At 60.4% G+C, this 14,461-nt stretch carries 17 protein-coding genes; 15 read left to right on the forward strand and 2 right to left on the reverse strand.

Going from position 1 to position 14,461, the window contains the following annotated elements:
- Positions 1-156 precede the first annotated feature (156 nt).
- The 3 genes from MLPF_RS01805 (at position 157) to MLPF_RS01815 (ending at position 2,708) form a co-directional block, all read left to right on the forward strand.
- The gene (locus tag MLPF_RS01805; RefSeq protein ID WP_156147289.1) at positions 157-1,377 is read left to right on the forward strand and encodes a sensor histidine kinase; all 1,221 of its coding nucleotides are present in this window, start codon (positions 157-159) and stop codon (positions 1,375-1,377) included.
- 46 nt (positions 1,378-1,423) lie between these two features.
- On the forward strand, positions 1,424-2,107 hold the full coding sequence (gene regX, locus MLPF_RS01810) for a two-component sensory transduction protein RegX (protein WP_045843830.1): 684 nt from the start codon (positions 1,424-1,426) through the stop codon (positions 2,105-2,107).
- Positions 2,108-2,393: 286 nt separating this feature from the next.
- Positions 2,394-2,708: a hypothetical protein gene (locus MLPF_RS01815; protein WP_236685214.1), complete on the forward strand. Its 315-nt coding sequence runs from the start codon at positions 2,394-2,396 to the stop codon at positions 2,706-2,708.
- A 329-nt stretch (positions 2,709-3,037) separates the two neighbouring features.
- Here MLPF_RS01815 and MLPF_RS01820 read toward each other — a convergent pair whose 3' ends face one another.
- The gene (locus MLPF_RS01820) at positions 3,038-3,376 is read right to left on the reverse strand and encodes a GMC family oxidoreductase N-terminal domain-containing protein (protein WP_236685213.1); all 339 of its coding nucleotides are present in this window, start codon (positions 3,374-3,376) and stop codon (positions 3,038-3,040) included.
- Positions 3,377-3,475: 99 nt separating this feature from the next.
- On the opposite strand from MLPF_RS01820, the gene MLPF_RS01825 reads away from it, so the two are divergent.
- From MLPF_RS01825 to MLPF_RS01835, 3 genes are all read left to right on the forward strand, one after another.
- The gene (locus MLPF_RS01825) at positions 3,476-3,670 is read left to right on the forward strand and encodes a hypothetical protein (RefSeq protein ID WP_236685212.1); all 195 of its coding nucleotides are present in this window, start codon (positions 3,476-3,478) and stop codon (positions 3,668-3,670) included.
- Between the two features lie 1,720 nt (positions 3,671-5,390).
- Positions 5,391-5,576 (forward strand): hypothetical protein, encoded by a 186-nt coding sequence (locus MLPF_RS01830; RefSeq protein ID WP_236685211.1) that lies wholly within the window; start codon positions 5,391-5,393, stop codon positions 5,574-5,576.
- 85 nt (positions 5,577-5,661) lie between these two features.
- Complete coding sequence (locus tag MLPF_RS01835; protein ID WP_237756046.1) at positions 5,662-5,838, forward strand: hypothetical protein; 177 nt, start codon at positions 5,662-5,664, stop codon at positions 5,836-5,838.
- 76 nt (positions 5,839-5,914) lie between these two features.
- On the opposite strand, the gene MLPF_RS01840 is transcribed toward MLPF_RS01835, so the two are convergent.
- A complete protein-coding gene (locus MLPF_RS01840) occupies positions 5,915-6,709 on the reverse strand; it encodes a DUF3109 family protein (RefSeq protein ID WP_175266491.1) in 795 nt (264 codons plus the stop codon).
- 142 nt (positions 6,710-6,851) lie between these two features.
- Between MLPF_RS01840 and MLPF_RS01845 the strand changes: the two genes are divergently transcribed.
- From MLPF_RS01845 to MLPF_RS01885, 9 genes are all read left to right on the forward strand, one after another.
- Positions 6,852-7,871: a Ppx/GppA family phosphatase gene (locus MLPF_RS01845; RefSeq protein WP_045843828.1), complete on the forward strand. Its 1,020-nt coding sequence runs from the start codon at positions 6,852-6,854 to the stop codon at positions 7,869-7,871.
- Positions 7,868-8,935 carry a hypothetical protein gene (locus MLPF_RS01850; protein WP_045843827.1) on the forward strand — a complete coding sequence of 356 codons (1,068 nt, stop codon included), beginning with the start codon at positions 7,868-7,870 and terminating at the stop codon, positions 8,933-8,935. Before MLPF_RS01845 ends, MLPF_RS01850 begins: the two co-directional genes overlap by 4 nt.
- A gap of 28 nt (positions 8,936-8,963) precedes the next feature.
- A complete protein-coding gene (locus MLPF_RS01855) occupies positions 8,964-9,806 on the forward strand; it encodes a sugar phosphate isomerase/epimerase family protein (protein WP_045843826.1) in 843 nt (280 codons plus the stop codon).
- Between the two features lie 158 nt (positions 9,807-9,964).
- On the forward strand, positions 9,965-10,231 hold the full coding sequence (locus MLPF_RS16840; RefSeq protein ID WP_052696487.1) for a hypothetical protein: 267 nt from the start codon (positions 9,965-9,967) through the stop codon (positions 10,229-10,231).
- 319 nt (positions 10,232-10,550) lie between these two features.
- Complete coding sequence (proC, locus tag MLPF_RS01865) at positions 10,551-11,423, forward strand: pyrroline-5-carboxylate reductase (protein ID WP_175266496.1); 873 nt, start codon at positions 10,551-10,553, stop codon at positions 11,421-11,423.
- Positions 11,424-11,561: 138 nt separating this feature from the next.
- On the forward strand, positions 11,562-11,822 hold the full coding sequence (locus MLPF_RS01870) for a cell division/environmental response transcriptional regulator (protein ID WP_045843824.1): 261 nt from the start codon (positions 11,562-11,564) through the stop codon (positions 11,820-11,822).
- Between the two features lie 254 nt (positions 11,823-12,076).
- Positions 12,077-12,178: a 30S ribosomal protein bS22 gene (locus tag MLPF_RS01875; protein ID WP_003402602.1), complete on the forward strand. Its 102-nt coding sequence runs from the start codon at positions 12,077-12,079 to the stop codon at positions 12,176-12,178.
- Positions 12,179-12,249: 71 nt separating this feature from the next.
- The gene (locus tag MLPF_RS01880; RefSeq protein WP_045843822.1) at positions 12,250-13,368 is read left to right on the forward strand and encodes an SDR family oxidoreductase; all 1,119 of its coding nucleotides are present in this window, start codon (positions 12,250-12,252) and stop codon (positions 13,366-13,368) included.
- 5 nt (positions 13,369-13,373) lie between these two features.
- Positions 13,374-14,453, forward strand: coding sequence for a lysophospholipid acyltransferase family protein (locus tag MLPF_RS01885; protein WP_045843844.1), 1,080 nt, complete (start codon positions 13,374-13,376; stop codon positions 14,451-14,453).
- Positions 14,454-14,461 lie beyond the last annotated feature (8 nt).

The raw sequence follows: 14,461 nt of genomic DNA on the forward strand, positions 1-14,461 counted from the left end.
CATTGTTGCAGTGCATGTTGGTGCTTCAAGCACCTTATATTGTGCCACGCATCCTGTGAACAACAGCCGAACACCTGTAAATCAAAGGTGTGACTTGTCCAATTTTGGTCTCGCACCGTTAGGGCAGCGTTAAAAAGGATTTGTAAGATTTTTTATGTGACTGTGTTCTCGGTGCTGGCCGGGGTATTGTTCGGGTTGGCATTTGTCGTTGGCATTGTAGCCGGAACCCGGCTGTCGTCGCGAGTAGCCGAACGCCGGCAGAGGCTGACTACCGAGTGGACGGGCATCACTGTTTTGCAGATGCTGCAACGCATAATCGCGTTGATGCCGCTAGGCGCTGCGGTGGTTGATCCCTATCGTGATGTGGTTTACCTCAACGAACAGGCCAAGGAGCTAGGACTGGTGCGCGACCGGCAGCTTGATGAACAGGCCTGGCGGGCAGCACAGCAGGCGCTGGGTGGTGACGATGTCGAATTTGACCTGTTACCCGGAAAACGTTCGACTGCGGGCCGTTCTGGGTTATCGGTGCACGGCCACGCTCGACTGCTAAGTGAGGAAGACCGCCGGTTCGCCGTGGTCTTCGTTCACGACCAGTCCGACTATGTACGCATGGAGGCGGCTAGGCGTGACTTTGTGGCCAATGTCAGCCACGAGCTCAAGACCCCGGTCGGCGCCATGGCATTGCTAGCTGAGGCTCTGCTGTCATCGGCGGATGACGCCGAAACCGTGAGCCGGTTCGCCGAGAAGGTGCTAATCGAGGCCAATCGGTTAGGATACATGGTTGCAGAGCTCATCGAGCTGTCCCGGCTGCAGGGCGCTGAGCGGCTGCCTAACGTAACGGACATTGACGTCGATATCGTCGTGTCCGAGGCGATTGCCCGCCATAAGGTGGCCGCCGACACCGCTGCTATCGAGGTTCGCACCGATCCGCCTAGCGGTTTGCGGGTATTGGGCGACCAAACCCTACTGGTTACCGCGCTAGCCAATCTGGTGTCCAACGCGATTGCCTACTCGCCGGTTGGTTCGCTGGTGTCGATCAGCCGTCGCCGTCGTGGCGACAATATCGAGATCGCTGTCACCGACCGCGGCATTGGCATTGCTCTTGAAGATCAGGAGCGGGTCTTCGAGCGCTTCTTCCGCGGCGACAAGGCGCGCTCGCGGGCTACCGGCGGCAGCGGGCTGGGGTTAGCCATCGTCAAACACGTTGCAGCCAACCATAATGGCAGCATCGGTGTGTGGAGCAAGCCAGGAACCGGGTCGACATTCACCCTGTCTATTCCACTGTACCAGGATAACGATGAGCAATCCGAACAACCTCGGGGCTGCGATATGTGGCCCAACAGGTCACGACGGGAGGAAGAAGAGTTAAGTCGATGACCCGCGCAGGCGATGATGCAGAGCGAAGCGATGAGAGGGCACGCGAATGACAAGTGTGCTGATTGTGGAGGACGAGGAATCGCTGGCTGATCCGCTGGCGTTTCTCCTCCGCAAGGAAGGTTTTGAGCCCACGGTGGTGACCGATGGGCCAGCGGCACTCGCGGAGTTCGATCGCACCGGGGCTGACATAGTGCTGCTGGACTTGATGCTGCCGGGGATGTCTGGCACTGATGTATGCAAGCAGTTGCGTGTCCGTTCCAGCGTGCCGGTAATAATGGTGACCGCTCGAGACAGTGAGATTGACAAAGTGGTCGGTCTCGAGCTTGGCGCGGACGACTATGTTACGAAACCCTATTCGGCGCGTGAGTTGATCGCTCGGATCCGGGCGGTGCTGCGGCGTGGCGGCGACGATGACTCCGACAATAGCGATGGCCTACTGGAGTCCGGGCCGGTCCGGATGGATGTTGAGCGGCATGTGGTCTCGGTTAACGGCTATGCTATCACCCTGCCGCTTAAAGAATTCGATCTGCTGGAGTACCTGATGCGCAATAGCGGGCGGGTGCTAACCCGAGGGCAGCTGATCGACCGGGTCTGGGGTGCGGACTACGTCGGCGATACCAAGACCCTCGATGTCCATGTCAAGCGGCTGCGCTCCAAGATCGAGGCCGATCCCGCTAACCCGGTGCACCTGGTGACAGTGCGGGGTCTGGGCTACAAACTGGAGAGCTAGCCTGCGCACCGCACTGTGACCACCTCGTCGGCCACAGTGAGCGCCATGATCGATAGCTAGGTTCACCTCTAGGGATCTGGCCAGGATCGACGCGTCGGCAACCCGCACATCTTCGATTCTGCGTAGCCGGTTGTGGTTGTCCACCGGGCAGAGCCGCGCATCGGAACCGGCGGTCGTGATCCAGGTGGATGGAAAGTGGCCACGTGCAGCCTATTGAGGGCTGCACCGCCTCAGTGCCTCCTGCAGTGCAGGCAGCTCCGTCACGGTCGTTGCACCGGGCGGATCGGTGAGCACCTCGATTGCGGCGAAGAGTAGCTGGCTGACAGCAGCCATCGCGGTTAACAGTTTGGGCAAGGTGGTGGTGCACTACCGCCTCACTGTGCACCGACAGAACCGAGCCAACGCCGCGATCGGCCATCATCGCGCCAAACGTCGCGACGTTCGGTGCCCGATCCAGCTATCCAGCTTAGCCGAGCAGTTCGGTGCCGTAGCCGGAGAAGACCATCAACCCCATGCCCTGCGGTGTAGCGGTAGCTTCAATCAACACGTCAGCCTGACTCGTGAAATTCGTGTACGGCAATCGCTTTGCAGCATGTCGTGACACGTGACAACATCCCCGTCGAAGCGCCCGAACAGCATGGTGGCCGGATGCAGCGCGAAGTTTCGACCAAACCGTGGGTGCACGCCACGACCGCTGCTTTCGCAACAACACCGGTGTTTCGGTGCCACCGGCGGTGATGATGACGGTTTCCGCTCGCAAATCGAGCGCGGTGCTGCCGTGTCGGCATGCTAGCACGCCGCGCGCAGGCCATACACGCCTGGGGTAATGCGTTGAGGTGTACATCGAACTTAGCGTTATGTGGTTATCCGAGTTGCGCATTGGCAGTTGCCGGCACAGCTGGATGCGTTGTGTGGAATGGGCACCGTTTGTCAGGTCGACGATTTGGCGGCCTTGCTCAGCAAGTGTCCGTTGCGGTCCATGATCTTAAGCGACACTGGCGTGGCCTGCAGTGTGTGCTCGACGTCGTCGAGGTGCTTCGTCAGCTGTTCCGGATCGACCAGGCCAAGACCGAATTCGTGGCGCCGGCGTCGTTGCGCAGCTGGCGGCGGCAGGAAGCAGGTGCCGGAGTTCGTGACGGTAGTGCCACCGACTGCATAGCCGACTGGCAGCACTAACGATGGTCGTACCAGCGCTATGGTCGCACCGGGATTGCATTGTAAGCTGGCGTAGTAGTCAACTGGGTGGCTGGTACGTAACTCATCGACCATTCAGCGACGACCCTGCTTCGAGCACGCCAGTTCCTAAGCCGGCTTGCGCCAAGGTGTGAGCCATCGTGGCGCCGGCCAGCGCCGGACCCGACGATCACCGTGTCGTCCGGTAATGACGGAAGCTCTGTTATTCGACTGGGTGACGGTCAAGGCGGTGTCGGGGTTAGCCGCGTCATGTTCGTGGGCGTGAGCGAACTATTCCTGCGCAAAAGGTGTTACGCGCCGTTGGCCAGCAACACGATCACCGTCATCACCTCGACGGCCGCACTGGCATACAGGGGCATACCGGCTTAGCACAGTGACTCGCTGCAGTACCTGATCTTCTTGCTGGCCGGGTTAAGTCGCTACAGCGGCCGGCCGGTGGTCAAGTAGCTCGTCGCGGTCAGTTAGAGAAGCCCGGTGCGCACCTCCCGCCATGCCAGGGCACGTAGTTGTGTGTGGTAAACGGTCAACGCGTGTGACGAGCTGGGCCCGTGACGGGCTGCCGCGCTCCTCGGGCAGCAACGCGCCGCCGAACGAGCCTAACGAGGGGGCCTAAGCGTGATCAGCAAGATGGCTCATTCATGCGTCCGAGTCGCCGCCCAGCGTGATGAAGAACGGGTAGGTTGCAAAGAATGCACTCAGCTGCTGCGTGCAGCGGCCACCCCGCTTTGTTTGTCTTGACGTCGAAACCCTGCTTGCCTACTGGGGGGATTCTAATCGATTGGGTCAGAAAAGCTGGGACGCTTGCAACTTCGTGACACGCCATACCAGACCATCACGACGGTCGGCGTGTAGGCCGCGCTCGATCAGTATTCCTGCGGCAAGCAGCAGCATCGGGTCGAAGAGACAGATCGTTTCGTTGATGTTGATATTGGGTGCCTCGACACCGCGCAGCCCGACTTCGACATGCCCGGTTACCAGCCCACCGACCAGTGCCGGTCACCGATCTCTATGTGGCTGTCGGCCTGCTAAGTGTTGGTGCGCGCCGCGACGGCTTTGTCCGGATCGGTATCTCTCAGGCTCACGCACAGGTCGGTAGGCTAGTCTACACAGATGAGCATGGCGTGGGCACCAATGTGTACCTCCAGTCCATTTGCCAGTGTCGCAGAACGAATGTGGTTCGAATCCGAAGCGACGGGACAGGGCCTTGCGGGCCAGTATTTTCCGTCAATACGGAAGCGTACGAACGCGATTGTTATCGCCATAGACGGTGCCACCCGCGGTGACAGCATCTAAGACGTTGCCACCGTCGGGTTAGGCATGGATCCACCCCCGGAATTTTGCGCTGCTGTGCTCGTAGATGTGAGTCACACCACCGAGCCATATGTCGACACAGTGGGTGGTTTCGCCGACCGTTCAGCGAACTTGTGTTTGTCCAGGACAGAACCTATACGAGTGATTGCGTGCTCGGTCAATACACCCGCGCCTCCTGCACGTCTGCCGCGTAGAACCAAGTCATGTCGGTCGCGGTTTGGAATGGGTTTGGGTCCGAAACGCGCGGTTCGTGGTGGAGCTGGGCCGTCGAGCCAGTGCCGCGCTGCGAAAATCCTCACAGTGGGTACACAAGCTGGCGCACGTCAGGCGAATCCGACAGGGTCGGCTTACTAGGTTAAGCGCTCCGTCCGGGCCCCGACAATGCGAGGCTGCGGGCGGATCTCAGGGCGGTTGTCCACTCTATCCACCTCTGGTCGACTGGTCGTCGAGCGGACGTTACGCTCATCGGGTTGTGTAATCTTGATGTCCAGTGGTGGTTTGGCGATCTCATTGGTTCATTCACTTTGATTGTATGGAGCTAATGAACCAATCAAGGCTGATTCAGCCACCTGATCGTTGTCGTGTGGCTAAGCAAATCTCTGCGTCGATCGCCGATGCCATCCGCGATGGCGCTTTTCCGCCGGGCTAGACTCCGCTGCCCGAGCGGGAGTGGGTTGAACAAGCTCAGTGTTAATCGCACGTTGTTTCCGGCAGAGTCGGGCCCGGATGCAGTAGATTGGGTCTTTATCGAGGCCCGGCATGGGGCTAGCAGCGTGGTGTGCGATTCCACCCCTTCATCTATCCTGCGGTCGTCGAGGCGTTGGTGCGGAAATTGGGTTCCGAGTTCCTGATCGAGCTGTTTGCGATCCGCGCGGCTCTAGGTCCTCTGATCGGTTGCCTGGTTGCTGACCGGAACACATTCGATTACGCCGAGGCATTGTGCGCCGCGCTGGCAGGAGTGTAGGGGGGGCCGAGACGGCCCCGGCACGTCAGGCGGACTACGACTACCTAGCCTACTTTGGTGTCCTCATCCACAGCATCCGCCAGCCGTGCGTTGGGTCTGTTGTATCGCTGGGTCGAGCACGCCTTCGGCGGACGCGAGCACGAACTCACCGGTAGCCTACGCCGACCCCGCCCCGGTGGTCGCTGACTTGCACGCCATCCCCAAGGCTGTGCTGGCGCGCTACACGGTGACGGCCGCTTCGTTGGTCGAGGCATACCTGTAGGCCGGCGTGCTGCGCGTCGTCGGGTCGTACCAAGAAGGCGGCAAACCCGATACAGGATTTAATGGGCAACCTGGCGCTACTTGGCCGCCTGCGTCGCCGGGTGCACTGCGATGATACCTAATTTGTTGCGACGCTTACATATTGCCGCTAGCTCGGCGTAAGCGTTCGCGCCAAGCAGTTCGGTGAGTTCGTCGGCCAGGCTCTCCCACACCTGCTTACTGTCGACGTGGCTGGCCGGATCACCGGTGCAATACCAATGTAAATCCGCGCCGCCGGAACCCCAGCTGCGGCGGTCATATTCGGTGACTGTGGTTTTTAGAATTTCGGTGCCGTCGGGCCTGGTCACCCACTCCTGGCTGTGTCGGATCGGCAGTTGCCAACAAACATTGGGTTTCATCGTCCGCGGCGGTACGCCTAGCTTGAGGGCTTTGCTATGTAGTGCGCAGCCAGCTCCGATAGGGAACTCAGGTCGGTTTAGGAAGATGCAGGCGTCCTTGTGCTTTCGGGTCCGGAATTGGGGTTGGCCATCATGCTCGTCGAGTTCCAAGTAACCTCTATGGCCCAAGCCTTTTTCGCGGAATTGCCAGTCGTCGTGGCTGAGCTTTTTTACCGCTTCGTCCAAGCGAGTTCGGTCGTCGTCGTCCGACAGGAATGCGCCGTGCGAGCAGCAGCCATCATCTGGTCGACCGGCCACGGTGCCCCTGCACGCAGGTGTGCCGAACACACACGTCCAGCGTGACAGTAGCCAGGTGAGGTCGGCCGCGATTAGCTGATCGGAATTGCCCGGGTCGTAGAACTCCACCCACTCACGGGTGAAATCCAAGTCGACCTCTTCCCCTGGATGCACCGGTTCCAGCTGCGAGTTTGCCACGTATTCAACCGTAGACCCAGATTCTGGACCGCCTGACACGGTGATACCCTGCGCGCATCGTTGCTTGGCGGGGTTTGTTTTGCCGCGGTGTCTCAGCGGGTCGCGCAGCGCTAGCTGCGTTGTCCGGCTAGGTTGGTGTTTTGTGCGATTGGGCGTGCTTGACGTTGGTAGCAACACGGTTCATCTGCTTGTGGTTGATGCTTATCGCGGCGGACATCCGACACCAATGAGTTCGACAAAGGCTACGTTGCGAATGGCCGAAGCCACGGACAGCTCGGGTAAGATCACCAAGCGCGGTGCCGACAAGCTAGTTTCCACAATCGGCGAATTCGCTAAGATTGCCGTCAGTTCCGGCTGCACTGAGCTTATGGCCTTCGCTACGTCCGCAGTGCGCGAGGCGGGAAATTCCGACGACGTGTTGTCCAGGGTGCGCAAGGAAACCGGTGTCCCGTTGCAGGTGCTACGCGGTGTCGACGAGTCACGACTGACCTTTTTGGCGGTGCGGCGGTGGTTTGGGTGGAGCGCGGGGCGAATCATCAACCTCGACATTGGCGGCGGCTCGTTGGAGTTGTCAAGCGGTGTCGATGAGGAGCCCGAGGTCGCGTTATCACTGCCGCTTGGTGCCGGACGGTTAACCCGCGAGTGGCTGCCAGACGATCCGCCCGGCCGGCGCCGGGTGGCTATGCTGCGTGACTGGCTGGATTCCGAGCTGTCGGGTGCCAGAGTGACTGTTTTGGAAGCCGGCAACCCCGATCTCGCGGTAGCAACGTCGAAGACGTTTCGTTCGCTGGCTAGGCTCACTGGTGCGGCACCGTCAACGGCGGGACCGCGGGCGAAGCGCGCACTAACCGTCAACAGCCTGCGACAACTCATCGCGTTTATCTCTAGGATGACGGCGTCTGACCGTGCCGAATTAGAAGGGATAAGTGCCGAGAGGGCGCCGCAAATCGTAGCGGGCGCTTTGGTGGCCGAAGCAAGTATGCGAGCGTTGTCGATAGAAACGGTGGATATCTGCCCGTGGGCGTTACGGGAAGGCCTCATCTTACGCAAACTCGACAGCGAAGCTGATGGAACCGCACTCGTGCAGACTGCGGTGCGGGATACTAAAGGCCAAGAGGTTGATCGGAACGCAGCTAGCCGATCGAGAGGCGAAAAAACATGACCGGACCACACAACGACACCGAGCGCCCCCCCGCCCGGCCGATCTCGGTGGCCGAATTGCTGGCTAGGAATGGAACCATTGGTGCTCCCGCGGTCAGCCGCCGCCGGCGTCGGCGCACTGACAGTGACACGGTCACGGTCGCGGAGCTGACCTGCGATATTCCGATCATTCATGATGACCACGACGACGAGCAGCGTCTGGCAGCCATCCATGCTCATAGGGCCAACATAGGAGTCCGGGTTGTCGAGCCGGCCGACCAATCTCCGCTAGAATCGGTCTGTGAAGGCATCATCGCTGAGTCACCGGTCGACGACCGCGGCCATGTCCCGCCCGGGTATTGGTCCGAACCTGAACCGCGTTGGCCCAATTCGTCGCCGCTAAATCAACTCAAGGCGGGACTGCAACGGAGTGCTTGCTCGCGTCCGTTGCCCAACTTCGGTGACGTATGGCACTCGGTTGCTTCGGCCAGCACCGCGCAGCCGCCATCCGATGCCGAGGAGATGAGCCCCGATCCAGTGGAGCACTTCACCCACATCCCGGTGGACTTGATGGACTCCGAGGTGCGTGCGGCCGAATTGGTGACGGAGGAGTCGGCGTACGCACGTTACCACTTGCAATTGTCAGCGGAGGCTCTGTTCAGCGGGCACAACCTCGCCAATGAGCTAGTTGGACGGTGTGGCGATGACCACGCTGCAGCGGGTTCGCTGGCCGTCGGAGCAGACCTCGACGAAGGCCATCTCGACTTGAATACCGATCTTGCTGATATAGTCTCTCCTGCCGGCGGCTGGCAGAGCAGATTCGAAGCACTGTGGCGAGGCAGCCTGGTCGTGCTGCAGTCGATTTTGGCCGTGGTGTTCGGCGCCGGGCTGTTCGTTGCCTTCGACCAGCTGTGGCGTTGGAACAGCATTGTGGCGCTAGTTTTATCGGTGTTGATGATTCTTGGCTTGGTGGTCGGGGTGCGGGTAGTTCGCAGAACTGAGGACATCGCCAGTACGCTGATCGCGGTTGTGGTGGGTGCTCTGATCACCCTGGGACCGTTAGCGTTGTCCTTGCAATCGGGCTAGGTTCAGCACATCGAAACCACGTAGACCTTTGCGCCCAGTCATTAAAGTCGGTCTGTCGACGGCCTCTGTGTACCCGTTAAGGGCCGAGGCCGCATTCGAGTATGCGGCTAGGCTCGGCTACGACGGGGTCGAACTGATGGTGTGGGGCGAATCGGTCAGCCAGGACATCGATGCCGTCAAGGAGCTGTCGCGACGCTATCGCGTGCCGGTGCTATCTGTGCATGCGCCCTGTCTACTGATCTCGCAACGGGTGTGGGGTGCCAACCCAGTCCCCAAACTGGAACGCAGTGTGCGAGCCGCCGAGCAATTGGGTGCACAGACGGTCGTCGTGCACCCGCCATTCCGTTGGCAACGGCGTTACGCCGAGGGATTCAGCGACCATGTGGCCGCGCTGGAAGCAGCTAGCGATGTGATGATCGCCGTTGAAAATATGTTCCCGTTTCGGGCTGACCGATTTTTTGGGGCCGACCAGTCGCGGGAACGGATGCGCAAGCGTGGCGGTGGTCCGGGTCCGGCTATCTCGGTGTTCGCACCCTCCTTCGACCCGTTGGATGGCAACCACGCGCACTACACCCTGGACCTGTCGCACACCGCGACCGCGGGCTCCGACTCACTGGAGATGGCGCAGCGGATGGGCTCGGGGCTAGTGCACCTGCACTTGTGTGACGGCAGCGGGTTGCCCGCAGACGAGCACCTGGTGCCTGGCCGTGGCACGCAACCTACCGCTGCGGTGTGCCAACTGCTGGCCGGCGCAGACTTCACTGGCCACGTGGTGCTCGAAGTGTCCACGTCCAGCGTGCGTTCGGCAACTGAGCGTGAAACCATGCTGGCCGAATCGTTGCAATTCGCTCGCACGTACCTGCTGCGGTGATGTTCATCGAGACCTCTGATTACCGCCATGAACGCGCTATTCACCACTGCAATGACGCTGCGTGAGGTCGATGCAGGTGTATACGAAGGCGAGCAGCCCGCATTGGATCATCGGGCCCAAGGTGTACAGTGGAGCGACACTGACACTGTGCGTCAACGTTGCTCACACCGCATGCAGGTGGTGAATCGAGTGGACTGCAACCGGTCGCGGTGTCGGCCGGCTCTTTGTGGCCGCCGATCAGCGTGGTCGATGTCGAGCTCGCCCAAGAGAACCGCATCGTGGTGCACCTCATGGTCAACCTCGGTGAGCTAGAGCATTGGGTCGCTGGTGACCCAAGCGAGGCCTTTGCAGCCGCATTCCTGCTGTCGACGTTGGCCCTCGCCAGGGTCGGGTCGTCCGGGCGGCCGCCGGTGATCCAGATGTGAGCGCGCCAGCGTGGCGTAGCTCCCGACACGTTGTCCTCCCTCATGTGTGGAGATTTGTCGGCGCTGGTAACAAATTGGTCTTGGGCAGCACCGGCTGGGCGCTCGCCGTCGTACTTACCGCCTTTTGTCGGTGCTTGACCACCTAAAAGGCTGGCTGTGGGTGATCTGCACCAGCCTAGAGGTTGGGCAGGACTGGGTTCGAACAGGATCACATCGTCGCCGACTATGTTGTCCGCATTGTAGCGGAGTCGTGCTACCTGGCGTTGGTGCCCTTGCCCGGTAGTATGGCTGAGCCGAGCTGTCTGGGATGCTTTCCGGCATGGTAAGAATCGCGATCATCGGTGGTGGCAGCATTGGTGAGGCGTTGTTGTCGGGGCTTCTGCGGGCTGGGCGGCAGGTCAAAGACCTGGTGGTGGCTGAACGGATGCCCGATCGCGCCCGGTACATAGCAGACACTTACTCGGTGTTGGTGACGTCAGTAACCGAAGCGGTTGAGAACGCAACGTCTGTCGTTGTCGCTGTGAAGCCTACCGACGTCGAGTCAGTGATGAGGGACCTGGTTCAGGCGGCCGCCGTCACGAATGACAGCGTTGAGCAAGTGTTAGTCACCGTGGCTGCTGGTGTCACGATCACCTACTTCGAGTCCAAGCTGCCGGTTGGTACGCCGGTGGTGCGGGCCATGCCGAACGCAGCCGCGCTCGTGGGCGCGGGGATTACCGTGCTGGCCAAAGGGCGTTTCGTTACTGGACAACAGCTCGAGGATGTTTTGGCCATGTTTGACGCGGTCGGTGGCGTTCTGACGGTGCCCGAGTCGCAAATGGATGCGGTTACCGCGGTATCGGGTTCGGGCCCGGCATATTTCTTCTTGCTGGTAGAGGCTCTGGTAGATGCCGGCGTCGCGGTGGGTCTGACTCGTCAGGTGGCCACCAAACTGGCCGCACAGACCATGGCGGGATCCGCAGCAATGCTGTTGGAGCGCATGGATCAAGATCGGCATTACGCTGAGGTGGCGCCTCTGGGTGCACGGGCAGACGTCACGGCGGCGCAACTACGCGCCACGATTACCTCGCCTGGTGGTACTACCGCCGCTGCGCTGCGCGAACTCGAACGTGGCGGGTTGCGGATGGTGGTCGACGCGGCGGTTCAGGCCGCCAAAATCCGGTCTGAACAGCTCCGAATTACATCGGAATAATTCAAGATTTTTGAATTGATTTCCCCCATCAGTACCAGTAACACCACTAGTCCCGCTATCCTCTTCTTGTATGCACGTGTGGGTGCCAGCGGAGGGGAAGCCGCTGGAATTGCGCGTGCCTGACACGATTGGGTTGCGATGACGTCTACGAACGGGCCATCGGCGCGGGATTCAGCTGGCAAATCGGTGCGGGAGACCGGTTTGGTCGAGAGCCAGCAGCCCCGCACGCAATTTCTCACCGTGGCTGAGGTGGCAGCACTAATGCGGGTCTCCAAGATGACGGTGTACCGGCTGGTGCACAACGGCGAATTGCCGGCGGTTCGCGTGGGGAGGTCCTTCCGGGTCCATGCCAAGGCTGTCCACGACATGCTCGAGACATCGTACTTCGACGCGGGCTAGCCCCGGGCATTGCCTTGCTCCTCCTCACGCCGCTGCAAGGTACGCATTGTCCGCAGGGCTAAGCAAAGTTCAGCTGCGCGCCAACGCAAGGCAGTACCAGGCGAGTCCGGGGCACGGCGGCCAATGCAAGGCTGTGAGCACCTAGCATGGCCTGGTATGTGGTCACGCGGCTGCTCGTTTGGTGTTCGAGCCGGCCAGTCGGGTACAGTGACCAGGAAGTTTTCTTCCAAGCCGGCCACGGGATAGCGGAGTTCATGGGTTCAGTAATCAAAAAACGGCGCAAGCGTATGTCCAAGAAAAAGCATCGCAAGTTGCTGCGCCGCACCCGGGTGCAGCGCAGAAAACTTGGCAAGTAACCGCCGCTGCCTGTGTCGGTTTTCACACGGTTGTAACGCCACTGGTTTCTTCTGGCCGCTAGGCTCAACAAGTGGATTCCTCGAACGGTCGGGATGGCGCTGGAACAGGCGGCGTCGTGCCTTACCCCAAGGTAGTACTGGTTACTGGTGCTTGCTGCTTTCTGGGCAGCTATCTAACTGCTCGATTGGCGCAAAACCCGTTGATCAACGCGGTCATCGCGGTGGATGCGATTGCGCCTAGCAAGGACATACTGCGTCGGCTGGGGCGCGCCGAATTCGTTCGCGCCGATATTCGTAATCCCTTTATCGCCAAAGTGATTCGCAACGGTGAGGTTGATACGGTCGTGCACGCTGCTGCAGCGTCCTATGCGCCGCGGTCCTATGGTAGTGCGGCGTTGAAAGAACTCAATGTTATGGGCGCGATGCAATTATTCGCCGCCTGCCAGAAGGCGCCTACCGTACGTCGTGTCGTGCTGACGTCAACCTCGGAGGTTTACGGATCGGGTGCCCGCGATCCGGTGATGTTCACCGAGGACAGCGGTAGCTGGCGTCCTTTCCGTGAGGGTTTCGCCAAGGACAGCCTCGATATCGAGGGTTACGCGCGTGGGCTGGGCCGGCGCCGGCCCGATATCGCGGTAACCATTTTGCGGCTGGCTAACATGATTGGCCCGGCGATGGACACCACGTTGTCGCGGTATTTGGCCGGGCCGTTGGTGCCGACGGTGTTCGGCCGTGATGCACGACTGCAGCTGCTCCACGAACAGGATGCGCTGGGCGCGCTGGAGTGCGCGGCAATGATCGGCAAGGCTGGCACCTTCAACATCGGCGCCAGCGGCATTATGATGCTTTCGCAAGCTATTCGGCGGGCTGGCCGGATCGCGGTGCCGGTGCCCGGCTTCGGCGCCTGGGCACTTGGTTTGCTACGCTGGGTTAATTGCTATACTGAAATCACTCGAGATCAGTTTGAGTACCTGAGCTATGGTCGGGTCATGGACACCACCAGGATGGGCTCCGAACTTGGTTACAACCCGAAGTGGACTACGGCCGAGGCGTTCGATGACTACGTTCGTGGCCGAGGCTTGACTCCCATAATCGACCCACATCGGGTACGCTCCTTGGAGGGGCGCGCCATAGCGTTAGTGCAGCGTTGGAGTAGCCGAAATGGAATTCCGTGGGGTGGGGTCAGGTAGATACTGTGGTGGGCGAAACCAGAGCAAATGTTATTCCGCTGCATATCAATAGGGGTCGGATAGTAACACGTCGGAGAGCCGGTCACCGGGTCGACGGGTCTCGTCAACATCCTTCGTTACTTTCTGATCTGCGCGGTCGCGCCTCAGATGGGCAGATTGCGGCAGTCGTCCGCGAAATCGATGAACATCGGCGTGCCACGGGCGTGTCCCGCTTATTGGGGGCAACCACCGAAGCACCACTTAGTGAACTTGCCCAGCACGTTGCCGCTGTTGCAGGGTTCCTTCGGCAGCGGTTGATCGGCGACTACACGGTCGACGAATTTGGGTTCGATCCGCACTTCAATAATGCAATCGTTCGGCCTTTGCTCCGGTTTTTCTTCAAGTCATGGTTCCGGATCGAAGTTAGCGGTATCGAAAACCTGCCGAGCACCGGTGGGGTGCTGGTGGTGGCCAATCATGCCGGTGTGCTGCCGTTCGACGGGTTGATGCTGTCGGTGGCGGTTCACGACGAGCATCCAGCGCAACGGGACTTGCGGCTGCTAGCAGCCGACAAGGTGTTCGACTTGCCAGTGGTCGGCGAAGCCGCCCGTAAAGCGGGGCACACCATGGCCTGCACGGTCGACGTGCACCGATTGCTCGCCGCCGGTGAGATCACTGCCGTGTTTCCGGAGGGCTACAAGGGTTTAGGCAAGCGCTTCCATGACCGGTATCGGTTGCAGAGGTTCGGTCGTGGCGGCTTCGTAACGGCGGCGCTAAGCACCAAGGCGACGATCGTGCCGTGCTCGATTGTCGGTTCGGAAGAGATCTACCCGATGCTGACTGATGTTAAGCTGTTGGCTCGGCTGTTCAGTGTGCCGTATTTTCCGATTACGCCGCTGTTCCCGTTGGCTGGGCCAGCGGGCCTGGTGCCGTTACCTTCGAAATGGCGCATAGCATTCGGTGAGCCAATTTACACCACTGACTATGCTGCGAGCGACGTCGAGGACCCAATGGTCACCTTCGATCTGGCCGATCAGGTGCGTGAGACGATCCAGCAGACGCTGTATCGGTTGCTCGCTGGGCGCCGGAATATCTTCTTCGGCTGAGCAGGGGC

It is taken from the genome of Mycobacterium lepromatosis, assembly GCF_000975265.2.
Taxonomy (GTDB): domain Bacteria; phylum Actinomycetota; class Actinomycetes; order Mycobacteriales; family Mycobacteriaceae; genus Mycobacterium; species Mycobacterium lepromatosis.